We start from the raw sequence: 22,058 nt of genomic DNA, 5'->3' as shown, positions 1-22,058 counted from the left end.
GCGGTCACCGGATGGCCCCCTTGACGGGCCCCGCGTAGTCCGGATCGAGCTTCCCGGGGTTGAGCAGGCCCCGCGGGTCGGTGGTGCGCGCGAGCTCGACCGTGCGCTGCAGCTGGAAGTCGACGTTCCACTGATGCGGGTTGTGCACGCCGACGCCGATCGCCTCGAGGCGATCGATCGCGGCGGCCACCTCGTCGGGTCCGCGGTACTCGGCGGCGAGCATGCCGATCGGCACGGTATGGCCCGCCTCGATGTGGAGGAGTCCGTCGCCGATCGTCGCGTGCACGAGGTCGACGTCGTCGGCCAGGACGTCGCCGGAGACCTCGAGGTGGTAGTAGTAGCCCGGCCGCGTCTTCTGCAGCCACTCGATGGGATGGTTGTAGCTGAGCGTCGACAGCCGTGCCGACGCCTGAGGGCCCGTCCGCACCTCCTCGACACGGCCTCCTGCCCCCTCGACCAGCGCGATCGCGTCCGCCAGGGTCTCCGGGGCGAGGATGGCGCGCAGGCTCGACCGGCCACCGGGGACGGCGGGATCGTCGGGCAGTGCGCGCGAGACCTCGATCGTGTCGGCCGAGACGAGACGCGGACGCGGCGAGAGCAGGCCGATCTCCCGGACGACGCCGAGCGCGCCCGTGAAGGCGGGGAAGGAGGCGTAGAGCGCGCGCCAGTCGACGAGGGGCTCGAGCCGCACGGTCGCACGGGCGATGACACCGGCCGTGCCGTAGTTGTGGACGTACTGCTGCGCCTCGTCGCCCTCCACGTGTCGCATCCCCGTGCCGTCGGCGCTCACGACGTCGAGCGCGACGACGAAGCCCATGTGGTTGGCGCCGTGCTCGATCGTCCCCGTGCCGCCGGACCCGCCGGCGAGGAAGCCGCCGATCGAGGAGTTCATCGTGGAGGGATACATCCAGAGCTGCTGATCCGTCTCGCGCGCCGCCTGCTCGAGGGCGAGCATCGTCGCTCCCGCCTCCGCGGTGATCTCGCCGTGTCCGACGGCGACGACGGCACGGGCCCGCGACGTGTCGAGCACGAGACCGCCGTGCGAGGGGATGGCCTGGCCGTAGTTGCCCGTCCCCTTCCCCCGGGGTGTGACGGGCACGTCGAGGTCGACGGCCGCCTGCACGACCCGGGCGATCTCCTCCGCCGTCGTCGGGAACGCGACGAGCTGCGCGACGCCGAGCGGCAGCAGCTCGCTGATGACGGGCGACATGCGCGCCCCGTCGACGGAGGCGCGCTCGAGCAGACGCGCGTCCCGGGAGACGCCGCGCGGCCCGAGCAGCCCGGCGAGTCGATCGTGCAGGGCGATGACGGTCGTCTCGTCGGCCATCGGATGTCCTTTCGGGAGGGCGAGGGCGGCGCATGCCGCCCTCGCCACGCGATCTCGGGTGCTAGAGCCCGATCGAGGTGTCGATGAACTCGTTGGTGTAGATGTCGGAGGCCTCCAGGTCGGGGTCGACGTCCGCGGCGATCTCGGCGAACAGGTCCATGCCGATGTCGAAGAACCCCTCGACGCGCTCGGGGTCGAAGTCGCCGATGTGGTCGTTGCCGCCGTTGGAGACGATGCCCTCTCCCAGGAGGGTTTCGACGGCGTAGTCGGCGACGCCCTCCGAGTAGGTCCACCCGTTGTCGTACTCCGCGACGAGCTCGAGGACGAGGTCGATCGCCTCGTCGGGCTCGTTCACGAAGTCGACGATCGCCTGCTGCATGACCGGCACGAGCTCGGCGAGGCACGGCGAGAGCTCTTCGAGCCTGTCCGCGCGCACCGAGAGCGCAGAGCCGTAGATGTCCCATCCGGTCGACGAGATGAGCGCGTAGTCGACGGGCTGGTCCCACTCCGGGACCTCGTTCGCGTAGATGTACGGCTCGGCCGATGCGAACCCCTGCTGCACCGAGACGCCGCCGTCGGCCACGAACGACGCGGGCGTGCCGTCGTACCCGCCGTCCGTGAGCTCTTCGGGCACGGTGCCCGATGCGATGAGGTACTCCATGTACGCGGCACCGCCGAAGTAACGCCACACGCCGCCCGTCTCCTCCAGCGCCGAGACGAGGCCCGGGATGTCGTCGACGCCGGGGTACGTCTCCGGATCCCACATGACCATCTGGGGGTTGACGTCCATCTGCGCGAGGACGCCGACGACGGGGGTCGTCGCGGAGCTCGAGATGGCCGCGTCGGAGTGGACGTAGCCGAGGGTGATGGCGTCGTCCTGATACATGAGCGACTGCACGGTGCTGTAGCCGACGGCGGGGCCGCCCGAGCGCACCTCGAGATTCACCCCCGTGTACTCGCCGCCCGCGAGGAGCGGACCCGACACGGACTTGTCGTCGGAGTCGATCGTGTAGTCGTCGCCGAACATCTCGTAGAGGTGACCGTGCTCGGCCTCCGGGTTCCAGTCGGTCTGCACGACGACCGTCGCGGGGCAGACCCCGGACAGGTCGACGGAGCCGATCTCGAGGTCGGCCGCCGGGGCGGCGTCGTCGGCGTCGGCGGAGCAGGCGGCGAGCGCGAGCGCGGAGACGCCCAGGAGCGACACGGCGGCGAGGCCGCGGCGGTGCGAGGGGGAGGCCATTGTTCTCTCTTTCCAGCGGGAGCAGTCGGATGGTGCGGTGCGGTGGTGCGGGAGGGATCAGGCCTTCGTGGCGTCGTACCAGCGGCCGACGGCGAGGCGCGAGAGGAGACCGAAGGCGACGAAGATCGCGACGCCGAGGAGCGCGGCGACGACGACGGACGCGTAGAGCTCGGGGGCGAGCAGCCGCGACGTGTAGGTGCTCATGAGGGACCCGAGGCCAGGAGTGCCGCGACGGAAGAAGTAGTCGCCCACGATGGCGCCGACGATCGAGAGGCCCGCCGAGGTGCGCAGGCCCACGAACATCGCGGGAAGGGCCTGCGGCAGCTGCAGCTTCCAGAGCGTCGTCCAGCGGCCCGCCCGCTGCAGCTGGAACAGCTCGCGCTGCGATCGATCGACCGACTGCAGGCCGAAGAGCGTGTTCGACACGAGCGGGAACAGCGAGATGAGCACGCACACGATGACGCGGGCGGGGAGGCCGTATCCGAACCAGAAGCCGATGAGGGGGACGAGCGCGAGGATCGGGATGCACTGCAGGATGACGGCGTAGGGGTAGAGCGACCGCTCCGCCCACTTGGCCTGCAGCATGACGATCGCCCATCCGACCCCGATGACGACGGCGATCGCGAGCCCGATGAACGCGACGAGCACCGTCTGTCCGAGCGCCTCGACGATCTCGGGCAGGACGATCGGATCGAGCAGGCCCTCGGTGAAGATGCGGGACGGGGCGGGGAGGAGGAAGCTCTGCTCGCCGAGAAGGGCGCTCGCCAGGGACCAGGCCGCGAGGATGACGGCGAAGACGACGAGGGGCGGCCAGATCGTGGCGAGCGCGCCGCCGCGCCGGCGGCGGGGCGGCGCGGGGAGGGCCGTGACGGGCGCCGGCGCGATGCGGGTCATGCGTGAGCCTCCTTGAGCGAGTGCGAGACGCGCCCGACGAGCTCTCCGAACTCCGGGGTGTAGCGCAGCTCGGGGTCGCGCGGCATGTCGAACGGGACGTCGACCACGTCGACGATGCGCCCGGGCCGCCCCGACATGACGACGACGCGCGTCGACAGGTACACGGCCTCGGCGACCGAGTGGGTGATGAAGAGGCCGCCGAAGCCGCGCTCGGCGAAGAGCCGCAGCAGCTCGTCGTTCAGCCGCTGCCGGGTGATCTCGTCGAGGGCGCCGAACGGCTCGTCGAAGAGGAAGAGGTCGGGGTCGAGCGTGAGCGAACGGGCGAGCGACGTGCGCATCCGCATCCCGCCCGACAGCTGCCGCGGGAGCGAGGACTCGAAGCCCGTGAGCCCGACGAGCTCGATCGCCTCGTGCGCCGCCGCCCTGCGTGCGGCGGCGGGGAGCCCGTTCAGCTCGGCGAGCAGCTCGACGTTCTTCCGGACGGAGCGCCAAGGCAGGAGGGTCGCGTCCTGGAACACGAAGCCCACGCGTTCCGTCGTCGTCTCGCAGTCGCCGGCGGTGTGCGTCTCGAGGCCGGCCGCGATGCGCAGCAGGGTCGACTTGCCGCATCCGGAGGGGCCGACGACCGTGACGAACTCGCCGCGACGCACCGCGAAGTCGATGTGCTCGAGGGCGATCGTCCCGCCGGCGTAGGTCATCCCGACGTCGCGGAAGTCCACGAGCGCCGTCTCCCGCTCCGTGCCGACCCCGGGGTCGGCGGTGGTGGTGGTCATGCGGTGTCCTCCTTGCCGGCGCCGGAGTCGATCCAGCGGGTGGTCGTGGAGCGGGCGACGACGCGCCCGCGGGAGAAGACGATGCGATCGGCGGGCGCCGTCGCCATGGCCTCGGGCAGCGAGGCCGCGCGCACGGCGAGCAGCTCGGCCACCGCGCCGACGCGGGGTCCCGCCTCCGGCAGCGCCATCACCGTCCGAGCGTCGTCGCTCACCGCGCGCCAGGCGTCGTCGATCGGGAGATGGCCTGCGACGACGAGCAGCATGGCCGTCTCGAAGGCGTCCGCGCGACCCAGCGGGTTGAAGGGATCGCGCACGTTGTCGCCGCCCGCCGCCGTCCGCACGCCGGCGCGACGCAGGCGGTCGAGCGGGGCGATCCCGCGCGGCGTCGCGACCGGCTCGTCCCACCCCTGCAGCCAGAGGTTCGTCATGGGGTTGGCGATGACGCCGATGCCCGCGTCGGCCACGGCTCGTGCGACGTGGTCGAACCGCGGCGCGGGCAGGGTCGACAGCCGCACGCAGTGGCCGGCCGAGCGGACCACCGACCAGTCGCGCGTGCGCTCCGCGTACGCCTCGAGGGTCTCGCCGTGGCGCAGGTCCTCGTCGACGTGCAGATCGGCTCCCACGCCGCGCCGTTGGGCGATGTCGAGGAGGCGATGCAGGTCCGCGAGCTGGTCGTCCGCGAGGTGCGGTGCGCCGCCCACGAGGTCGGCTCCGGCGTCGAGCGCCGCGTCGATCCTGTCGTCGGTCGTGTCGGGGCCGGCGAGCGCGACGATCTCGAGGCGGACGCGGCCGGCGAAGCGTTCGCGCACCTCGGCGAGCGCGCGCACGGCCCGCACGGGGTCGCCCTCCGCCGGGACGTCGGCGTGGGTGCGGATGGCCGTGGTGCCGTTGACGAGATACGCCTGCACGGCGCGGGTCGCGCGGGAGGAGATCTCGGCGCTGTTGATCGTGGCGACATAGGACCGCCACGCGGCGATGGCCGTGCGCAGATCCCCCGACGGCGGCCGGATCGCGTCCCAGGAGAGGGCCTTGTCGAGGTGCGCGTGCGGGTCGGCGGGCGCCGTGAGGAGCAGGTGCTCGGAGAGATCGATCTCGGCCGGCCCGAGGGCATCGCCCGCGGCGGGCTCGATGCGTGTGACGCGGTCGTCGACGAGGGTGACGTCGACGACGGAGCCGTCTGCGAGCGTGGCGCCGCGGAGGCGGGTGGGAGCCGAGATGTGCATGTGATGAACCTGTGCCAGAATCCGAATGTTGATGTGATCAACATCACCGACGGTACGATTCCGAGGTTTCCACGACGTAACGCGACGATTTCCGTCCTCGCCGGCACCGCGAGGACGGAGGGAGAGGGGTCAGATGGACAGCGAGGACGCCGAACGTCTCGGCGCGAGCATCAGGGCGCGGCGCAAGCGGCTGGGCCTGACGATCGTGCGGCTCGCGGAGCGGGCGAGGCTGTCCCACCCGTTCGTGAGCCAGGTCGAGCGCGGCCTCGCGAGCCCCAGCCTCGACTCGCTCGGCCGCATCGCCCACGCGCTGGGCACGAGCCAGATCGAGCTCATGTCGGGCAGCGCGCTGGCCGCGGGCGGCCCCGGGGTCCAGCTGTCGCGCGCGAGCGCGTCCACGGGGACGTACGGCATGGAGGAGGCGCGCATCCTCGTGCGCGGCGACACCCGCTTCACCCCCATCGACGTGCGGGGCGCGCATCGGGGCCGCGGCGAGTACTACGTGCACGACGAGGACGAGTTCGTCACGGTCATCGTCGGCACGGTCGACGTCGATCTCGGCGACGAGGGCGTCTTCACGCTCGGGGTCGACGAGTCGCTCTACTTCCCGGGCGGCACGCCGCATCGCTGGGGAAGCCACGACGGCGAGCCGTATCGCATGCTCGTCGTGAAGGAGCGGCCGGCGCCGACCGCGACCCTGCGAGGACGGTCCCCCGCATGAGCTTCTTCAGCGATGTCGAGCGGGAGCTCGTCGTCACGGACCGCGTCGAGATCGCGGAGGGGATCGTCGCCCTCGACCTCGCGTCGTCCAACGGCCGTCCCCTGCCCGCGTGGACCGCCGGCAGTCACATCGACCTCGTGCTCGGACCAGGACGGGAGAGGCAGTACTCGCTGTGCTCCGACCCCGACGATCGCGACGCCTGGCGCATCGCCGTCCTGCGCGAGGCCGGCGGACGGGGCGGATCCGCCGCCGTGCATGCCCTGGAGCCGGGTCGGCTCGTGCGATCCCGGGGCCCCCGCTCCCACTTCGACTTCGAGCCGCCCGCGGCCGGCGAGCGCGCCGTGTTCGTCGCGGGCGGCATCGGGATCACGCCCGTGCTCCCCATGGTCCGCGCCGCGGCAGCGTCGGACGCCGACTGGTCGCTCGACTACGCCGTGAGGTCGCGGGCGGCGCTGCCGTTCGGCGACGAGCTCGCGGCCTTCGGCGACCGCGTGCGGATCCACGTCTCGGACGAGGGCGCCAGGATCGACATCGAGTCCCTCGTGGAGGCGGCCGGCGACGCGCCGATCTGGGCATGCGGTCCCGCCCGCATGCTCGACGCGCTCACCGCGGCGTCCACGGAGCGCACCCGCCTGCACGTCGAGCCCTTCACCGCCGGCCGGCTGCCGGAGCCCGTGCGGTCGGAGCCGTTCGAGATCGAGCTGCTCTCGACCGGGGACGTGCTCGAGGTGCCGCCGGACCGGTCGATCCTGGAGGTGCTCGAGGAGAACGGCGTGCTCACCGTGTCGTCGTGCCGGGAGGGCACGTGCGGCACGTGCGAGACGGTCGTCGTCGACGGCGTCGTGGACCACCGCGATCGCGTGCTGAGCGTCTCCGAACGCGCGACGAGCCCCGTGATGATGGTGTGCGTCTCGCGCGCGGCGTGCCCGCGCCTCGTCCTCGACGCCTGAGCGGGCTCAGCGTCCGACGCGGGCGCGCAGGCCGGCGACGATGTCGCGCTCGTCCGCCGTGACGAGACGGTGGTCGCGCACGACGACACGGCCGCCGACGACGACATGGCGCGGACGACGGCCCGGTGACGCCCACAGCAGGCCTGCGACGGGGTCGGACACCCCCGCGTCGGCGACGCCCGAGACGTCCCAGACACACACATCGCCCGCCGCCCCGGGCGCGATCCGGCCGAGCTCGGGGCGCCCGAGCCCGTCCGCGCCGCCGGCGGTCGCCGCCGTGAGCACCTCGCGCGCGGTCAGCTGCCGGCCGACGAGGGCGGAGACCTGGAGCGCCAGCCGTGCGTCGGCGATCAGATGGCCCGCGTCGTTGCTGCCGCCGCCGCTCGTGCCGAGCCCCAGGGGGATCCCCGCCGCGAGGATCCGGGCGGCGGGCGCGATCCCCCATCCCATCGGGACGTCGCAGCCCGGAGCGTGCGTCGCGGCGACGCCGCGCTCGGCGAGCAGCGCGATCTCGCCGTCGGTGATGTCGCACAGGTGCGCGATCGTCGTCCCGGGCACGAGCCAGCCCCATTCGTCCAGGAGCTCGAGGGGTCGGCGCCCGTAGCGCTCCGCCGCGATCGCCGTGTCGACCTGCTCGTTCGCCTGGGTCCTCCGCCGGAGCCCGCGTGCGCGTGCCACCTCGCCCAGAGCGTCGAACGTCGCCTTCCCGTCGCTGTGCACGCCGGCGGGCCCCACCGCGACCTGCACCGCGCCGTCCGCGCTCACTCCCCCGTGCCCGGGCGCGAGCGCGGACGCGACGGCGTCCGCGCTCCGTGCCGCCGTGTCGGCGTCGTCCCCCGCCGTGCCGCGGACGAAGGCGATCCTGCCGCCGAGCTCGCGCGCGGCGCGCGCCGTCCCGCGGGCGATGTCGACGCCGTCGTCCCCGTCGAGGCCTGGCCACGTGAGGTGATGGTCCGCCACCGTGGTGACACCGCTCAGCAGCGCCTCCGCCATGCCCGCCCGTGCCGCCGCGTACGCCAGCTCGCCGTCGACGCGTGCCTCGCGATACGCGGCCGCCATGGCGGGCAGCCAGTCGGCCATGGGGACGCCGCGCGTGCCGGGCAGCGTGCGGAACGCCGTCTGCAGCAGGTGGTGGTGGGCGTTCACGAGCCCGGGGGTCACGATGCAGCCGCTCGCGTCGAGAGCCTCGGCGCCCGCGGGCCCCTCCTCCGCGATCGTCCCGTCCACGACGTGGACGTCGCCCGGCCCCTCCCCCGAGACGGACCACACGGACAGGGCGCTGCGGAGGGTGACGGCGGAGCTCACCCCTCAGGAGTACCAGCGACGTATTGCACGCAGATGTCGCAGCGACCTGCCTCCGGCGGCGGGGTCCTCACGCGCTCATCGTGTCGCTCGGAGGGATCGCGGCCGCGTCCGCGGGCACGCGGCCGCTGATCCAGCGTGCGAGCACGCCCTCGGGGACCTCGTCGCGGACGAGGGCGAACGCGTAGTGGTCCCGCCAGTCCCCGTTGATGTGGATGTAGCGGCGGCGCAGGCCCTCGTAGCGGAAGCCGAGCTTCTGCACGACGCGCAGGCTGGCCGCGTTCTCGGGACGGATGCAGATCTCCATCCGGTGCAGCCTCAGCTCCGTGAAGCAGAGATCCGTCGCGAGCGCGACGGACGTGGGCGTGATGCCCTTCCCCGCGAATCGCTCGCTGACCCAGTAGCCGATGGTCGCGGACGACAGGGAGCCGCGGGAGATGCCCCAGACATTGAGCTGCCCGCACACCTCGCCGTCGTACTCCATGACGAGGGGCACCCCGACGCCGTCGCGGTACTGCTGCAGGAGGCGACGCACCCCGGCGCGCATGTCGAACGATATGGCGCCCTCGGGGTTCGTCGCCTCCCACGGGCGCAGCCACGAGCGGTTCCCGATGAGCTCCTGCTGCAGCACGCGCGCATCGCGCGAGCGGACGAGCCGGATGGAGACGGCGCCGTGCTCGCGCCAAGGCTGAGTGTCCATCCGGTCCCTCGGCAGATGTCGGAGCGGCCGGCTCAGAGAGTGGCCGCGAACTCCTTGAACCACGGCCGGAGGTCGGGTCCGAGGTCGGGACGGTCGGCGGCCAGCTGCACGATGGCCTTGATGTAGTCGAGGCGATCGCCCGTGTCGTAGCGGCGCCCGCCGAAGACGACCCCGTACACCCCGGGGCCCTCCGCGTCGGTCGCGACCTCCTGGAGCGCATCGGTGAGCTGGATCTCCCCGCCCTTGCCGGGCTCGGTGCGCTCCAGCACCTCGAAGATCTCGGGCGCGAGGACGTATCGGCCGATGATGGCGAGGTTGGACGGCGCGTCCTCCTTCGCGGGCTTCTCGACGAGGCCGTTCACCTTCACGACGCCCTCGGTGTCGGTGGGCTCGACGTCCGCGCAGCCGTACATGTGGATGTGGTCCGGGTCGACCTCCATGAGCGCGACGATCATCGCACCGCGCTTGGCCTGCTCGTCGATCATCGTCGTGAGCAGCTCGTCGCGCTCGTCGATCAGGTCGTCGCCGAGCAGAACCGCGAACGGCGAGTCGCCGACGTGCGCCTTGGCCCGCAGGACCGCGTGCCCGAGCCCCTTGGGGTCTCCCTGTCGGACGAAGTGGATGTCGGCGAGGTCGCTCGACGCCTTCACCCGCTCGAGACGGCCGGTGTCGCCCTTCTTCTCGAGGTTGCGCTCCAGCTCGGGAACGGAGTCGAAGTGGTTCGCGAGCGCGTTCTTGTTGCGCCCGATGATCATCAGGACGTCGCGGATGCCGGCGGCGACGGCCTCCTCGACGACGTACTGGATCGCAGGCTTGTCGACGACCGGCAGCATTTCCTTGGGCGTGGCCTTGGTCGCCGGGAGGAAGCGCGTGCCGAGGCCCGCGGCGGGGATGACCGCCTTGATCTTCGGTGAGTCCATGGAGCCAGCCTAGGCGATCCGCCGTTACGCCCTCGTGATCCCCCTCGGCGCAGCGACCCGGCGCGGCCGTCCTGCGCTCTGCGCCCCTACGATCGGAAGCATGACGGAAGACGCGAGCGACGCCAAGCGGTCCGTGCGCTCGACGGTCCGCGAACAGCGTCGGCAGCGGACCGCCGCCGACCGCGACGCCGCGGCCGACGGCATCCGGCGTCAGCTCGACGCGCTCGTCGAGCGCCTCGGGGCGCGGTCGCTCTCCTGCTACCTCCCGACGCCGTCGGAGCCGGGGACCCGGCCGTTCCTCGCGGCGGCCGCGGCGCGTGGCCTGCACGTGCTGCTTCCCGTCACCCGCGCCGACGGGCTCCTGGACTGGACGGTCGCGAGCCCGGACGGTCACGAGGCCAACGGCGTCCACGGCGTCCCGGAGGCGGTGGGCGAACGCCTCGACCCGGCCGCGGCCGGAGACCTCGACGTGCTCATCGTTCCCGCGGCCGCCGTGGACCGCCGCGGCGCCCGGCTGGGCTGGGGTCGCGGCTTCTACGACAGGACGCTCGACGCCCTGACGCACAGGCCGCCCGTATACGCGGTGATCTATGATTCCGAGTTGGTCGATCGCGTTCCGCGCGATCCCCACGATCAGTCCGTGGACGGCGTCGTCACCCCGACGCGCACCGTCCTGCTCAGCGGCTGAGACCCATCCGGCCACCGTCGACCGCCCTTTCGAACGAGGAACCATGCCCACCTACGCATATGCCTGCACCGCCTGCTCGCACCGCTTCGACGCCGTCCAGGCGTTCAGCGACGCCTCCCTGACCGAATGCCCCGAGTGCGGCGGGGCGCTCCGGAAGCAGTACGGCTCGGTCGGCGTGACGTTCCACGGCTCGGGCTTCTACCGCACGGACTCGCGCGCCTCCCCGGCCTCGTCCGGCGCGTCCGCTGGCGAATCCGCGCCGGCTGCGCCATCATCTTCCTCTGGGGCGGCATCCGCCCCCTCCACGGCCGGCGACTGACGGCTCGCGGAGTCGATTCCGCCGGCCGTCGCCGGCAGATGGGGGAACAGCAATGCTTCAGGGGTTCAAGGACTTCATCCTTCGCGGCAACGTGGTCGAGCTGGCCGTCGCGGTCGTCATAGGAACCGCGTTCAACGCCATCGTCACGGTTCTCGTCGACGCTCTCATCACCCCGCTGGTCGGCCTCTTCTTCAACGCCGACAGCCTCGCCGACTCCCTGCGGGTGACGGTGCCCACCCTGCTCGGCGGATCGTCCACGTTCGCCTTCGGCGCCGTGCTCGCAGCGGCGATCAACTTCCTCGTCGTCGCAGCCGCCGTCTACTTCGTCATCGTCCTGCCCATGAACACCTTCAACGAACGTCGCCAGGCGAAGCTCGGCGTCGCCGAGGAGACCCCCGCGCCCACGCAGGAACAGCTCCTCACCGAGATCCGCGACCTCCTCGCGAAGCAGGCGACGAACTAGTTCCCGGCTTCCGGGCGCCCGTCACCAGTGCGGCGGCCGGTCGCGCCGCAGCCGGTCGTCGTTGGGCCCCTTCTCACCCGCGACGGGCGCGCCCGCGGAGTCCTCGTCGCGTAGCGTCGCCTCGGCGTCCGCATCCGCCAGCGTGCCCTCGACCTTCGTCAGCCGGGCCCGTCGCGAGCCTGCGACCTTCTCCACGCGCTGACGGGGACCCTCCGCCATCAGAACGCCAGGGGCTCCGTGTCGCTGTCCACGCGCGGGGTGTCGGCGGAGACGCCGAGCACGGCGGCGATCCGCCCGGCGACCGCCGCGGGATCGCTGTAGAGGTCGAACGCGTGCACGCGCACGTAGTGCCATCCCAGACGCCGCAGCGCGTGGGGACGGAGGCGCAGCGACTCGCGCAGCGAGGCGTCCTGCGACTCGGGGTCGCTCTCGACGACGACCGCCTTGCCTCCGCGCTGGGCGACGAGGGGAAGCGCCCCGTGGTAGTCCACGTCGACCGCCACGCCGAGCTTGCGCAGCTCGCGGGCCAGGACGAGCGTGAGCGGATCGGCGTCGTCCTCGCGCCGCGCCTCGCGGCTGCCGCCGTCGATTCCGCCGAGGATGCCCATGAGGGTCGCCGCGCCGTGCTCGAGCCTGCCGTCGTCGGCCGTGGGATGGATGGAGGACACGATGACCATCGACCGGCGCGCGCGCGTCATCCCCACGGTGAGCAGTCGCTCGCCGTCGGGCGTGGAGAGGTCTCCGAAGTCGCTCAGCACCCTGCCGTGCCTCGTCACGCCGAAGCCGAGCGAGAAGATCACGCGGTCTCGGCTCTCCGCGACCGACTCCTCGAGCGTGAGGACCGTCAGGGGCTCCGCCGTGTCGCGTGAGAGGAAGTCGGCCACGTCGGAGCGGCCGGCGAACCCCGCGGTCACGGCGGAGCGGACGCGCTCTGCGTGCTTGCGGCTCGCGGTGATGACCATGAGCGACTCGTTCGGCCGGTTGACGGCGTGCTCGACGACGAGCGTCACGACCCGCTGGACCTCGGCGTCGGGGCTCTCGACGGCGCCGCTCTCCGGGTCCGGCGCGCCGAAGCCGCCCTCCACGTAGTCGACCGACAGGCTGCCGCGGCCCAGGTACGACCCTGCCCAGGGCAGGGAGACGATCTCGCCGCCGTAGAAGGCGTCGTTCACGAGCTCGGCGAGGTCCTCGCCGCCGGCGCGATAGCTGTGGGTGAGGGTCTCGACGGGCAGCACCTCGGCGAGCTGCTCGAACACGCTCGTCGCCTCCGCCGGCGCGGACGGCGCGCCCTGGACGGCGACCGAGAAGGGCGTCGGCCGCTGCGTCACGGGGTCGCCGAACGCGACGACCTGGCGCGCTCTGCGGATGGCGGGGGCCGCCTCGGCGAGGCCGATCGCGCCCGCATCCGCCAGCAGCACGACATCGAACCCGGGAGCGTCGGGGATGAGGGGGACGTCGTACGGCGACGCGATCCACGCCGGGGCGATCGTGCGCGTCAGGGTCGGCGCGATCGCGGCGAACGATGCGGGCGTGAGCGAGCCGCGCGTGAGGGCCCGGCGCAGGGCGTCCGACTCGGCCGGCTCGTCGACGATGCCGATCTTCCACTGCGTCGCGAGCTGCCAGGCCAGCAGGGGGCCGGACGCGGCCGCATGCGCCTCGTCCACGAGGCGGAAGTCGCGCTCGAGCCTGTCGACGACGGAGGTGTTCGCGCCGAGGAGCGCCCGGTCGGTCTGCAGGAGGTGCTCGAGCACCGACTGCCACCAGGCGAACTCGAGCTCCTCCCCCACGCGGGCCTCGTCGACGTGACGCACCGACAGCTCCGTGAGCAGCGGCTCGAGGCCGAGGCCCGAGAGCTCGGCGCGCAGCTGCGCGCGCTCGACGATGTTGTCGAAGACGTCGGAGTCGGCCGCGAGCCCGGCGAGCGTCCGCACGAGCCGCTGCACGGGCATCGAGGCCAGACGCGTCCCCCGTCCGAGCGCCCCGTCGAGGTCCGTCAGCTCGGCCTCGACCTTCTGCCACTCCACCTGCACGTCCGAGAGCCCCAGCGGGAGCTCCGGGATCGTCCCGACGTCCACGAGCTGCTGCCACTGCTCGCGCTGGCTCTGGATGCGGGTGAGCGCCGCGTGCATGTCGCTCACGTGCACGCCGGGGCGCAGGTACTCCTTCGACAGGCGCTTGAGGCGCCGGCGCTGCGCCGAGGGCATCCCCGAGTCGCGGCGCGATCCGAACGCCTTGATCATGTCGGCGAGCGGCCGCTCGAACACCGCCGGCGCGAACCGGTCGAGCGAGTCGCGGATGCCGTGCAGCAGCCGGAGGTACTCGCCGAGCTCGTCGATCGTCGAGAACGGGCGCATGCGCGTCTGCGAGATGAGCTCATAGCCCCGCTCGAGCAGGTCCGGCACGCTCGTCCGGTGCAGCTTTCCCGCCATCCGGTGCGCCTGACGCGCATCCTCCGTCGAGGAGAAGGTGACGCCGTACCACGGCGAGTCATCGGGACCGACGCGGAACTCGCCCAGTCGCGCCGCGAGCGCGAGCGTCGACGCCGCGGCGCTGCGATCGCCGGCCAGCTGCCGCACGGCGCGGATGCCGAGACGCGCGGTCGTCGAAGGCGGTTCCGGCAGCGCGGCGAGCCGCGTGAGCGTCCGGGTCGCCTCGAGCACCGAGACGCCGACGTCCTCGTGCACGCGTGTGAGGGCTCCGCGATAGTCGCGCAGCACGGATCGCAGGCGCACGAGCGCCTCGTCGATGTCGGCGACCTTGGGCTGCGTCGCCTTCTCGTTGCGCCCGATCGCGCGGATGAGGTCGCGGCGGAGATCGGTGGGCGACACCGCGAGCGCCTCGAGGCCGAGACGCGAGAGCCGGTGGCGGATGCCGTCGAGCGTCGAGCGTCTCGCGCTGACGACGAGGACCCGCTTGCCCTCCCGGACGAGCGCGCCGACCGCGTTGATGACCGTCTGCGTTCCTCCCGTGCCGGGGAGGGTGTGGACGGCGAGCGACTGCCCCGCGGTGATGCGGCTCAGCACGCGCTCCTGCTCGGCGTCCGCGTCGAGGAGCAGCGTGTCGGAGGCGGGCGCACGGTCGTCGGGATCGGACGGCGTCGAGGCCGGCCTCGCCTGGGTGACGGCGGCGAGGTCGTGAGGATGGCCGGCGAGGGCGTTGAGCAGCGGATGGTCGAGCGCGCGCATGTCGCGTGCCATCACCTCGCCGACCTCGGCGAACGTCGAGACGATGAGCCGCGGCTTCACGCTGAAGGTGTCGACATGGGCGACCAGGCTGCGGAGACGGTCGATCACCGGCTGCGGCTTGAAGACGCCGTCCTCGTAGGCGAGCGCGGCGAGCGCGTCGCCGTCGAGCTCGACGCCCAGGTGATCGTGCGCGACGCGGACGAGCTCGGGGTTCACGGAGAACGAGCCGTGGAGCTTGAGCTCGAAGTCGGAGTGGTGCCGGCGGATGGCCAGCGGCCGCAGGAGCACGGGAGCGACGAACTCGTCGTCTCCCACCCGCCAGGCGGCCAGCCCGACGGCCAGGCGCACGGCGTCGATCCCGCGCACCGTGCGCAGTTCGAGGTTCTTCGCCGTGATGCGCTCAGCGGCCAGGCGGGCGTGACGCAGCGCGACCTCGTCGCGGAAGAGGTTCGAGAGGAGCGTCGACCGGCCCGTGATGAACTGCGGCAGGCTTCCCGGGTGCGCCTTGGTGATCTCGATGCCCGACTCCGACGACGGGCGGTAGCGCAGCAGGGGCGATCGTCCTCCGAGGGCGCCCGCGACCGCCCGCAGACGCTCCCTGTCGGCGGACGCGACGTGCCCGACCGACACGTCGGGGTCGGCGACGCGCAGATCCGCGGGAGTCACGAGAGCGAACCTCATGTTCTCCGCGGCGACGTCTTCAGCTGGCAGCACACCTGCCAGAGTAAGGCGCGCCGCACGGAACCTGCCCGCGCACGGCGGAGTTTCGCGGAATCCCGCCGTCGATACGCCCCGCGACGCCGCGTGCACAGCGCGTCCGGCCACGGCGTGTCGCTCCACGACCGCCTCGTGGAGGCTCGACCGGGCCATCGAGCCGATCAGGATGGAGCCATGACCTTCCGGTACGCGATCATCCCGACACCCATCGGCGACGCGGTGTCCGCCTTCTCGGGCGAGGGGCTCGTCGCCCTCCGCATCGCTCCCGAGCCCGAGTGGGCACTGGAGTCCGTGTCCCGCGAGCTGCGCGGCGCGCTCCTTCCCGACGACGGCTCCGACGCCGCCGAGGAGCTCGCCGCACAGCTCGAGGCGTACTTCGCGGGCGAGCGACGGAGATTCGACGTCGCGCTCGACTGGCGGCTCGTGGCCGGCTTCACGCGCGAGGCGCTCGAGGCGGTGCGCGAGATCCCCTACGGCGCGACCGCGGCCTACGGCGAGGTCGCGGCGATGGCGGGCAGGCCCCGTGCCGCCCGTGCGGTCGGCACGGCCTGTCGCACGACGCCCTACTCCCTCGTCGTGCCCGTGCACCGCGTCGTCCGCGCGGACGGCACGATCGGCGGCTACGGCGGCGACGAGGACGTCAAGAGGTTCCTCATCGAGCTCGAGCAGGACGCCCTTGCTCCGGGCCGGGTCCCGCATCCGGGCGTCGATCACCGGTCAGACGGCGCCGCCGGCTCCCGCGAGTAGGCCGCGGGAGCCGGCGGCGCGCATACGCCTCAGTGTTCGACGGCCTTCTCCGCGCCGAACCCGGTGAGCGAGCGCACCTCCATCTCGGCCGCGAGGCGCGGATCCTCCTTCGCGCGCGAGGTGACCGACCCGAGCCATCCGAGCGCGAACCCGACGGGGATCGAGACGATCCCCGGATTGCTCAGCGGCCACACCGCGAAGTCCGCACCGGGGAAGACGCTCGTCTCCGTGCCGGAGAACACGGGCGACAGGACGATGAGGACGAGCGCCGTCGCAAGGCCGCCGTACATGCTCCACACGGCACCGCGCGTGGTGAAGTTCCGCCAGAAGAGCGAGTACAGGATGGTGGGCAGGTTCGCGGACGCCGCGATCGCGAACGCGAGGGCGACGAGGAACGCGACGTTCTGGCCCTGCACGCCGATGCCGCCCACGATCGCCAGCGCCCCGATGACGAGCACCGTGATACGGGCGACCCGGACCTCGCCGTCGCCTTCGCCCTTGCCCTTCTTGATGACGTTGGCGTAGATGTCGTGCGCGAAGGACGTCGCCGCCGTGATCGTGAGGCCGGCGACCACGGCGAGGATCGTCGCGAACGCCACCGCGGAGATGAAGCCCATGAGCACGGGCCCGCCGAGCGCCTGAGCGAGCAGCGGCGCGGCCGAGTTCACGCCGCCGGGTGCCGCCGCGATCCGGTCGGCTCCGACGAGCGCGCCGGCGCCGTATCCGAGGACGAGCGTCAGCAGGTAGAAGAGCCCGATGAGCCAGATCGCCCACACCACCGAGCGCCGGGCCTCCTTCGCCGTCGGCACGGTGTAGAAGCGCATGAGCACGTGGGGCAGGCCCGCCGTGCCGAGCACGAGCGCCATGCCGAGCGACAGGAAGTCGAGCGGCAGGGCGCCGTACTGCAGCCCGGGCGCGAGGATGGCGTCGCCCGACTCCGAGTTCGCCACGGCCGCCTCGAGCAGCCCGTTGAAGTCGAAGCCGTGCTGCGCGAGCACCCAGACGGCCATGGCGATGGCGCCGCCGATCAGCAGGAAGGCCTTGATGATCTGCACCCACGTCGTGCCCTTCATCCCGCCGATGAGGACGTAGAGCACCATGAGCACGCCGACCACGGCGATGACGAGCGACTGGCCGAGACGGTCGCCCACGCCCAGCAGCAGCGAGACGAGCCCGCCGGCGCCCGCCATCTGGGCGAGCAGGTAGAAGAAGCACACGGCGAGCGTCGTGATCGCCGCGGCCATCCGCACGGGGCGCTGTCTCAGCCGGAACGACAGCACGTCGGCCATCGTGAACTTGCCGGTGTTGCGCATGAGCTCCGCCACGAGCAGCAGCGCGACGAGCCAGGCCACGAGGAAGCCGATCGAGTAGAGGAATCCGTCGTAGCCGTTGAGGGCGATCGCCCCGACGATGCCGAGGAACGACGCCGCCGACAGGTAGTCGCCCGCGATGGCGAACCCGTTCTGCGGGCCGCTGAACGAGCGTCCGGCGGCGTAGAAGTCCGCGGCCGAGGTATTGTTGCGGCTCGCCCGGATGACGATGAAGAGCGTCACGGCCACGAACGCGCCGAACACCGAGATGTTGAGCACGGGATTGTTCTCGGGCACCGCTGCGGCCTCGATGCCCGCCGTGAGCGACGCCATCCGCCCGCTCATGCTCCCGCCTCCTGCTCGAGCTGCTCGCGGATCTCCGCGGAGATCGGATCGAGCCTGCGGTTCGCGAAAGCGACATATCCCATCGTGATCGCGAACGTCGTCACGAACTGGCCCAGCCCCAGAAGCAGGCCGAGGGTGATATCGCCCCATACGCGCTGTCCCATGAATTCGGGGAAGAAGCCCGCGAGCACCACGTAGACGAAGTACCAGACGAGGAAGAACACGGCGAGCGGGAAGACGAAACTCCGCTGCGTGCGCTTCAGCTCTCGGAAGCGCGGCGATTCCTCCACCGCGACATAGTCGATCGCCGCCGGAGCGACGCCACCAGGAGAATCAGTCATGAGGCCTCCTTGCCACATGGTCCGATCGCGATGCGTCGTCGCATCGCGCAGTTCCGGCTCGTGCCGGTGATATCTTCGACGCTACGGACAGCGACAGCGCAGTCGTCACCCCCGAAAGTAGGTAGCTCGTGCAGGCAACGACGCAGACGCGACCCGGCGATGAGCAGCGGCTCATCGCCCGTGCCGTGGACGACCTCGCCCGCCGGACGCGTTTCCCCGTCGCCTTCGGGGGGCTCTTCCGGGGCGGACGTGTCACGATGACGGCGTTCCACGGGACGCGCACCACCGCGCTGGAGGGTCTCGCCGTGAAACCGGAGCGCGGGCTCGGCGGCCGGGCCTTCACGGAGCTGCGTCCACGGATGGCCAACGACTACCGGACGGCACAGCAGATCACCCACGACTACGACCGCTACATCCTCGGCGAGGGCATCGGCACGCTGCTGGCGGTTCCCGTCGTCGTCGACGGCGCTGCACGGGGCGTCCTCTACGGCGCCTCGTGGGGGCAGTGGGGCATCGGCGGCGTCGCCGCCACGCCCGCCGTGCAGGTGGCGGAGGAGCTCGCGGCCGGTCTGCGCGCGCGCGACGAGCAGGACCGCGAGCGCGAGACGATCCGGCAGGAGGACGTCTCCCCCGCCTTGACGCCCGCGCATCAGGAGGAGTTGCGCGAGAGCTACGCCGAATTGCGCAGAATAGCCGCTTCCGTCGACGACGCGGCCATCCGGTCACGACTCGAGGACGTCGAACGCAGGCTCGCCGTTCTGTCCGGAATATCGCACGCCGATTCCGGCGGAGCGACGACGACGGATGTGCGTCTCTCCCCTCGGGAGACCGATGTCCTCGCCTGCGCGGCCCTCGGGGCGACCAATGCGGAGATTGCCGCACAGCTGGGTCTCAGGGAAGGGACCGTGAAGGCGTATCTCGGAGCGGCGATGTCGAAGCTCGACGCGTCGACGAGGCTCGCGGCGGTCGCCAAAGCACGACGCGCGGGAATTCTCCCCTGAAAGCAATTGTCAAGCGGCAATTCAGATGCGGCTCGAAGGCTTATGTGCGGTACATTCGGAGCATGGCCCGAAAAATCATTCACCAGCTCGTCGACGACCTCGACAACACCACTCTCGAGCCCGGAGAAGGAGAGACCGTGCTGTTCTCCCTCGACGGAAAGAGCTACGAGATCGACCTGACGGCGAAGAACGCCGCCGCCCTGCGCGCAACCCTCGAGCGCTACATCTCCGCAGGACGTCGCGTCAGCTCGTCGGCCGCCTCCGGCGGAGCGCGCACGAGCAGCGCCCGCCGTCGCAGCGGTCAGACCGACTACGGCCCCGTCCGCGCCTGGGCGAAGGAGAACGGCTACAAGGTGTCGGAGCGCGGACGCATCCCCGCCACCGTCCTCGAGGCGTATCAGGCGGCGAACTGACGCCTCTCCGCCGGAACGGCGCCGGTTCGCGCGGTCTGCAGATGTGCATCCCGTGTGAATCGGCGCCGATTCGCGTTCATGGGCTTGCATCCGCTGCCGGCTCTCGGAATCGTGGCTGGCCCGAGGGAAGGAGAGCCCGATGCTCACACTGACTGAGAACGCACAGACCGCCGTCCGCTCCATCGTGGACCAGTCGCAGACCCCCGCCACGGCGGGTCTCCGCATCGACGGGACGAGCGCGTCCTCCGAGGGATACACCCTGACGCTCGCACCGGAGCCGCAGGTCGAGGACGCCGTCGTCGAGGCCGGTCCGGCCCGCGTCTTCCTGCCGCAGGAGTCGGCCGTCGAGCTGGACGACAAGGTGCTCGACGCCGAGGTCACCCCCGACGGAGTGCGGTTCGCGCTCGCCGTCCAGGCCTGATCACGAGACGAGGCGCCGCCCGGACACCGGGCGGCGCCTCGTCATGTCCGCACGCTTGTTAGGCTGGTGCGGACGCCCCCGTAGCTCAGTGGATAGAGCGTCGGTTTCCTAAACCGTGCGTCGCTGGTTCGAGTCCAGTCGGGGGCACCGGACGATCGGCATGCCCCGACTGCGCCCCTCTCGGGATCACGCCGCGATCGGCAGGTAGCGCTCCCACTTCGGATCGGTCCGCTCCGCTCCCCGCACCGTCCAGGTGCCGCCGCGCGGCGCCGAGGGCGCGATCCGGAGCTTCCACCCCATCTCCTGCGGAGTGCGGTCGCTCTTGACGTTGTTGCAGCGCAGGCAGCAGGCGACCAGGTTCTCCCAGGAGTCCTTGCCCCCGCGCGAACGCGGCAGGACGTGGTCGATGGTCGTCGCGGAGGAGCCGCAGTAGCCGCACCGGAAGCCGTCGCGACGGAGGACGCCGCGACGCGTCACGGGGCTCCGGCGCGCGGACGGCACCCGCACATAGCGTGTGAGGACGATGACGGCGGGCCTGTCGTAGACCGCGCGCGTGCCCCAGACGGGCTCGCCCTCCACACGCTCGACGATCGTCGCCTTCTCGTTCATCACGAGCACGAGGGCCCGCTTGAAGGAGACGACGGCGAGGGGCTCATATCCCGCGTTCAGCACCAGCGTTCGCATACTCGATCCCTTCGACATCACCCGGACGGCTTCCGGGTGATCGAACACGCGTCGCGTCGATCGGCGCAGGGGCGCGCAGGCACGAAGAAGGGCGCCGTCTCACGGACAGCGCCCCGGGAAGGCCGCGGTGATTCCGCGGCCCGTGTGCACACGATGCCGAAGGACGTAACGCCCGAGCGCATCCATGGTGCGGATGCGAGGTATTCGTTCCACCGGCTCCCTCCGAATTCTCTCGGCGACACGGTCAGGCTAGCGCACCTCGGGCGTGTCGAGGGCGACGGACCGGCACCCCCTCCGGCGTGTCACCCCTCCGCCGGATGCCACGGCGCCCGGCACGATGTCGTGCCGGGCGCCGTGGTGAGGCTCTGCGCGGATCAGATCGGGAGGTACGTCCTCGGGTCCACGACCGCGCCGTTGACCCGGACCTCGATATGCAGATGGTTCGCGGTCGAGCGGCCCGTCGTCCCGACGTAGCCGATGATCTGCCCCGCGGTCACGACGTCGCCGGGGCTCACGACCGGCGTGGACACCATGTGACCGTACCGGGTCTGCACGGCGACCCCGTCGATCACGTGCTCGATGTAGACGCCGTTGCCGTAGCCGCCGAGCCAGCCGGCCGACGTGACCGTCCCGTCGGCCACGGCGTAGATCGGCGTGTCCTGCGGCGCGAGCATGTCCTGGCCCTCGTGGCCGCGGTAAGCGGCCTCCGTGCCCTGGCCCAGCGAGTAGGTGCCTGCGGGCAGCGGGTTGACGAGCCCGTTCACGGCGACGGGGACCTCGTAGTCCTGGGTCTCCGCCGGCTGCGAGGAGTCCTCCTCCTGCTGCTGAGCGAGAAGCTCCTCCTGCTCCTGAGCGCGCTCCGCTGCGGCCGCAGCAGCCGCCGCGGCCGCCGCGGCGGCCTTGGCCTCCGCGATCTCCTCCGGCGTGGTGGCGGAGTAGACGGCGCCGCCGAGCGGGGCGGCCTCGACCGCCGCGTCGACGGAGATCGACTGCGCCTCGTCCTCGGCAGCGTCCTGCAACGAGACGGTCTCGGGAGCGGGCTGCGTGGCGGCGTAGGCGGGGATCGCCACGCCGGCGAGCAACGCGAAGACGGCCACGACCGTCCCGGCCGCGCGCAGCGGCTTGATCTTCTGCGCGCCGGCTCTCCGGGTCGCGCGCTCGATGCGACGCACGTCTCTGCGCGACATCTGGACGACGGATCGGGGGCGGGTGGTCTGCACGGCGTGAGCAGCTTGCGTCTGGTCGGCGTCGGGGGTGCCGGCGGACGATGCGTTTTCGGCCAAAGTTGTTCTCCTCCGTCGCCTCGCGTCAGGGAACGCCGGCTCGTCAGAACTGGATCGGGGCACAGTGTCACTCCGTCAGAACGACGAGCCG

At 71.8% G+C, this 22,058-nt stretch carries 23 protein-coding genes and 1 tRNA gene; 10 read left to right on the top strand and 14 right to left on the bottom strand.

Annotation, left to right across the window (positions count from 1 at the left end; genetic code table 11):
* Nucleotides 1-4 precede the first annotated feature (4 nt).
* The 5 genes from N8K70_RS04295 to N8K70_RS04275 all read right to left on the bottom strand — a co-directional run bounded on the left by N8K70_RS04295 (nucleotide 5) and on the right by N8K70_RS04275 (nucleotide 5,457).
* A complete protein-coding gene (locus N8K70_RS04295) occupies nucleotides 5-1,327 on the bottom strand; it encodes an FAD-binding oxidoreductase (RefSeq protein ID WP_317140382.1) in 1,323 nt (440 codons plus the stop codon).
* A 61-nt stretch (nucleotides 1,328-1,388) separates the two neighbouring features.
* The gene (locus tag N8K70_RS04290; protein WP_317140381.1) at nucleotides 1,389-2,567 is read right to left on the bottom strand and encodes an ABC transporter substrate-binding protein; all 1,179 of its coding nucleotides are present in this window, start codon (nucleotides 2,565-2,567) and stop codon (nucleotides 1,389-1,391) included.
* A 57-nt stretch (nucleotides 2,568-2,624) separates the two neighbouring features.
* Complete coding sequence (locus tag N8K70_RS04285; RefSeq protein WP_317140380.1) at nucleotides 2,625-3,461, bottom strand: ABC transporter permease; 837 nt, start codon at nucleotides 3,459-3,461, stop codon at nucleotides 2,625-2,627.
* Nucleotides 3,458-4,234: an ABC transporter ATP-binding protein gene (locus N8K70_RS04280; RefSeq protein ID WP_317140379.1), complete on the bottom strand. Its 777-nt coding sequence runs from the start codon at nucleotides 4,232-4,234 to the stop codon at nucleotides 3,458-3,460. Before N8K70_RS04280 ends, N8K70_RS04285 begins: the two co-directional genes overlap by 4 nt.
* On the bottom strand, nucleotides 4,231-5,457 hold the full coding sequence (locus tag N8K70_RS04275; protein WP_317140378.1) for an amidohydrolase family protein: 1,227 nt from the start codon (nucleotides 5,455-5,457) through the stop codon (nucleotides 4,231-4,233). Before N8K70_RS04275 ends, N8K70_RS04280 begins: the two co-directional genes overlap by 4 nt.
* Before the next feature lie 133 nt (nucleotides 5,458-5,590).
* Here N8K70_RS04275 and N8K70_RS04270 point away from each other — a divergent pair, with 133 nt between their 5' ends.
* Nucleotides 5,591-6,178, top strand: coding sequence for a helix-turn-helix domain-containing protein (locus N8K70_RS04270; protein ID WP_317140377.1), 588 nt, complete (start codon nucleotides 5,591-5,593; stop codon nucleotides 6,176-6,178).
* A complete protein-coding gene (locus tag N8K70_RS04265) occupies nucleotides 6,175-7,128 on the top strand; it encodes a PDR/VanB family oxidoreductase (protein ID WP_317140376.1) in 954 nt (317 codons plus the stop codon). The genes N8K70_RS04270 and N8K70_RS04265 overlap by 4 nt, the downstream gene beginning before the upstream one ends.
* 6 nt (nucleotides 7,129-7,134) lie before the next feature.
* Here the strand turns inward: N8K70_RS04265 and N8K70_RS04260 are convergent, their stop codons facing one another.
* The 3 genes from N8K70_RS04260 to galU form a co-directional block, all read right to left on the bottom strand.
* Nucleotides 7,135-8,433 carry an amidohydrolase family protein gene (locus N8K70_RS04260; RefSeq protein WP_317140375.1) on the bottom strand — a complete coding sequence of 433 codons (1,299 nt, stop codon included), beginning with the start codon at nucleotides 8,431-8,433 and terminating at the stop codon, nucleotides 7,135-7,137.
* A gap of 67 nt (nucleotides 8,434-8,500) precedes the next feature.
* Entirely contained in the window at nucleotides 8,501-9,130 is a 630-nt protein-coding gene (locus N8K70_RS04255; RefSeq protein ID WP_317140374.1) for a GNAT family N-acetyltransferase, read from the bottom strand.
* 32 nt (nucleotides 9,131-9,162) lie between these two features.
* Nucleotides 9,163-10,050 carry a UTP--glucose-1-phosphate uridylyltransferase GalU gene (galU, locus tag N8K70_RS04250; protein WP_317140373.1) on the bottom strand — a complete coding sequence of 296 codons (888 nt, stop codon included), beginning with the start codon at nucleotides 10,048-10,050 and terminating at the stop codon, nucleotides 9,163-9,165.
* A gap of 100 nt (nucleotides 10,051-10,150) precedes the next feature.
* Between galU and N8K70_RS04245 the strand changes: the two genes are divergently transcribed.
* The 3 genes from N8K70_RS04245 to mscL are packed head-to-tail and all read left to right on the top strand — an operon-like array spanning nucleotide 10,151 to nucleotide 11,520.
* Nucleotides 10,151-10,738: a 5-formyltetrahydrofolate cyclo-ligase gene (locus N8K70_RS04245; protein ID WP_317140372.1), complete on the top strand. Its 588-nt coding sequence runs from the start codon at nucleotides 10,151-10,153 to the stop codon at nucleotides 10,736-10,738.
* Nucleotides 10,739-10,781: 43 nt separating this feature from the next.
* Nucleotides 10,782-11,057, top strand: coding sequence for an FmdB family zinc ribbon protein (locus N8K70_RS04240; protein WP_317140371.1), 276 nt, complete (start codon nucleotides 10,782-10,784; stop codon nucleotides 11,055-11,057).
* 52 nt (nucleotides 11,058-11,109) lie between these two features.
* The gene (gene mscL / locus N8K70_RS04235; RefSeq protein ID WP_317140370.1) at nucleotides 11,110-11,520 is read left to right on the top strand and encodes a large conductance mechanosensitive channel protein MscL; all 411 of its coding nucleotides are present in this window, start codon (nucleotides 11,110-11,112) and stop codon (nucleotides 11,518-11,520) included.
* Between the two features lie 21 nt (nucleotides 11,521-11,541).
* Here the strand turns inward: mscL and N8K70_RS04230 are convergent, their stop codons facing one another.
* Together N8K70_RS04230 and N8K70_RS04225 are read right to left on the bottom strand one after the other, a co-directional pair.
* Nucleotides 11,542-11,739, bottom strand: a complete 198-nt coding sequence (locus N8K70_RS04230; protein WP_317140369.1) for a hypothetical protein — start codon at nucleotides 11,737-11,739, stop codon at nucleotides 11,542-11,544.
* The gene (locus tag N8K70_RS04225; protein ID WP_317141168.1) at nucleotides 11,739-15,386 is read right to left on the bottom strand and encodes an AAA family ATPase; all 3,648 of its coding nucleotides are present in this window, start codon (nucleotides 15,384-15,386) and stop codon (nucleotides 11,739-11,741) included. Before N8K70_RS04225 ends, N8K70_RS04230 begins: the two co-directional genes overlap by 1 nt.
* A 210-nt stretch (nucleotides 15,387-15,596) precedes the next feature.
* On the opposite strand from N8K70_RS04225, the gene N8K70_RS04220 reads away from it, so the two are divergent.
* Nucleotides 15,597-16,169 carry a methylated-DNA--[protein]-cysteine S-methyltransferase gene (locus tag N8K70_RS04220; RefSeq protein ID WP_317140368.1) on the top strand — a complete coding sequence of 191 codons (573 nt, stop codon included), beginning with the start codon at nucleotides 15,597-15,599 and terminating at the stop codon, nucleotides 16,167-16,169.
* A gap of 29 nt (nucleotides 16,170-16,198) precedes the next feature.
* Here the strand turns inward: N8K70_RS04220 and N8K70_RS04215 are convergent, their stop codons facing one another.
* Nucleotides 16,199-17,824, bottom strand: a complete 1,626-nt coding sequence (locus N8K70_RS04215) for a solute symporter family protein (RefSeq protein ID WP_317140367.1) — start codon at nucleotides 17,822-17,824, stop codon at nucleotides 16,199-16,201.
* A complete protein-coding gene (locus N8K70_RS04210) occupies nucleotides 17,821-18,165 on the bottom strand; it encodes a DUF485 domain-containing protein (RefSeq protein ID WP_317140366.1) in 345 nt (114 codons plus the stop codon). The genes N8K70_RS04215 and N8K70_RS04210 overlap by 4 nt, the downstream gene beginning before the upstream one ends.
* A 128-nt stretch (nucleotides 18,166-18,293) precedes the next feature.
* On the opposite strand from N8K70_RS04210, the gene N8K70_RS04205 reads away from it, so the two are divergent.
* The 4 genes from N8K70_RS04205 (at nucleotide 18,294) to N8K70_RS04190 (ending at nucleotide 20,147) form a co-directional block, all read left to right on the top strand.
* Entirely contained in the window at nucleotides 18,294-19,166 is an 873-nt protein-coding gene (locus tag N8K70_RS04205; protein ID WP_317140365.1) for a LuxR C-terminal-related transcriptional regulator, read from the top strand.
* A gap of 62 nt (nucleotides 19,167-19,228) precedes the next feature.
* The gene (locus N8K70_RS04200) at nucleotides 19,229-19,579 is read left to right on the top strand and encodes a histone-like nucleoid-structuring protein Lsr2 (protein WP_317140364.1); all 351 of its coding nucleotides are present in this window, start codon (nucleotides 19,229-19,231) and stop codon (nucleotides 19,577-19,579) included.
* Nucleotides 19,580-19,718: 139 nt separating this feature from the next.
* Nucleotides 19,719-20,000, top strand: coding sequence for a Fe-S cluster assembly protein HesB (locus tag N8K70_RS04195; protein WP_317140363.1), 282 nt, complete (start codon nucleotides 19,719-19,721; stop codon nucleotides 19,998-20,000).
* 74 nt (nucleotides 20,001-20,074) lie between these two features.
* Nucleotides 20,075-20,147, top strand: a tRNA-Arg gene (locus N8K70_RS04190).
* Nucleotides 20,148-20,186: 39 nt separating this feature from the next.
* Here N8K70_RS04190 and N8K70_RS04185 read toward each other — a convergent pair.
* Both N8K70_RS04185 and N8K70_RS04180 read right to left on the bottom strand, forming a co-directional pair.
* Nucleotides 20,187-20,684, bottom strand: coding sequence for an HNH endonuclease (locus N8K70_RS04185; protein ID WP_317140362.1), 498 nt, complete (start codon nucleotides 20,682-20,684; stop codon nucleotides 20,187-20,189).
* A gap of 374 nt (nucleotides 20,685-21,058) precedes the next feature.
* Entirely contained in the window at nucleotides 21,059-21,967 is a 909-nt protein-coding gene (locus N8K70_RS04180; protein WP_317140361.1) for a M23 family metallopeptidase, read from the bottom strand.
* Nucleotides 21,968-22,058: the final 91 nt, after the last annotated feature.

The sequence above is a fragment of the Microbacterium sp. AB genome (assembly GCF_032878875.1).
Classification (GTDB): Bacteria; Actinomycetota; Actinomycetes; order Actinomycetales; family Microbacteriaceae; genus Microbacterium; species Microbacterium betulae.
The sequence above is the reverse complement of the archived record's forward strand: the minus strand, read 5'-3'. Positions and strand labels throughout refer to the sequence as shown.

Bases quoted from the DNA above. Each gene is read 5' to 3' on its own strand.
- N8K70_RS04265 (WP_317140376.1), top strand. From the start codon at position 6,175: ATGAGCTTCTTCAGCGATGTCGAGCGGGAGCTCGTCGTCACGGACCGC.
- N8K70_RS04245 (WP_317140372.1), top strand. From the start codon at position 10,151: ATGACGGAAGACGCGAGCGACGCCAAGCGGTCCGTGCGCTCGACGGTC.
- N8K70_RS04280 (WP_317140379.1), bottom strand. From the start codon at position 4,234: ATGACCACCACCACCGCCGACCCCGGGGTCGGCACGGAGCGGGAGACG.
- N8K70_RS04210 (WP_317140366.1), bottom strand. From the start codon at position 18,165: ATGACTGATTCTCCTGGTGGCGTCGCTCCGGCGGCGATCGACTATGTC.
- N8K70_RS04220 (WP_317140368.1), top strand. From the start codon at position 15,597: ATGACCTTCCGGTACGCGATCATCCCGACACCCATCGGCGACGCGGTG.
- N8K70_RS04200 (WP_317140364.1), top strand. From the start codon at position 19,229: ATGGCCCGAAAAATCATTCACCAGCTCGTCGACGACCTCGACAACACC.
- N8K70_RS04255 (WP_317140374.1), bottom strand. From the start codon at position 9,130: ATGGACACTCAGCCTTGGCGCGAGCACGGCGCCGTCTCCATCCGGCTC.
- N8K70_RS04295 (WP_317140382.1), bottom strand. From the start codon at position 1,327: ATGGCCGACGAGACGACCGTCATCGCCCTGCACGATCGACTCGCCGGG.
- N8K70_RS04270 (WP_317140377.1), top strand. From the start codon at position 5,591: ATGGACAGCGAGGACGCCGAACGTCTCGGCGCGAGCATCAGGGCGCGG.
- N8K70_RS04275 (WP_317140378.1), bottom strand. From the start codon at position 5,457: ATGCACATCTCGGCTCCCACCCGCCTCCGCGGCGCCACGCTCGCAGAC.
- N8K70_RS04285 (WP_317140380.1), bottom strand. From the start codon at position 3,461: ATGACCCGCATCGCGCCGGCGCCCGTCACGGCCCTCCCCGCGCCGCCC.
- N8K70_RS04230 (WP_317140369.1), bottom strand. From the start codon at position 11,739: ATGGCGGAGGGTCCCCGTCAGCGCGTGGAGAAGGTCGCAGGCTCGCGA.
- mscL (WP_317140370.1), top strand. From the start codon at position 11,110: ATGCTTCAGGGGTTCAAGGACTTCATCCTTCGCGGCAACGTGGTCGAG.
- N8K70_RS04225 (WP_317141168.1), bottom strand. From the start codon at position 15,386: ATGAGGTTCGCTCTCGTGACTCCCGCGGATCTGCGCGTCGCCGACCCC.
- N8K70_RS04290 (WP_317140381.1), bottom strand. From the start codon at position 2,567: ATGGCCTCCCCCTCGCACCGCCGCGGCCTCGCCGCCGTGTCGCTCCTG.
- galU (WP_317140373.1), bottom strand. From the start codon at position 10,050: ATGGACTCACCGAAGATCAAGGCGGTCATCCCCGCCGCGGGCCTCGGC.
- N8K70_RS04185 (WP_317140362.1), bottom strand. From the start codon at position 20,684: ATGCGAACGCTGGTGCTGAACGCGGGATATGAGCCCCTCGCCGTCGTC.
- N8K70_RS04240 (WP_317140371.1), top strand. From the start codon at position 10,782: ATGCCCACCTACGCATATGCCTGCACCGCCTGCTCGCACCGCTTCGAC.
- N8K70_RS04195 (WP_317140363.1), top strand. From the start codon at position 19,719: ATGCTCACACTGACTGAGAACGCACAGACCGCCGTCCGCTCCATCGTG.
- N8K70_RS04215 (WP_317140367.1), bottom strand. From the start codon at position 17,824: ATGAGCGGGCGGATGGCGTCGCTCACGGCGGGCATCGAGGCCGCAGCG.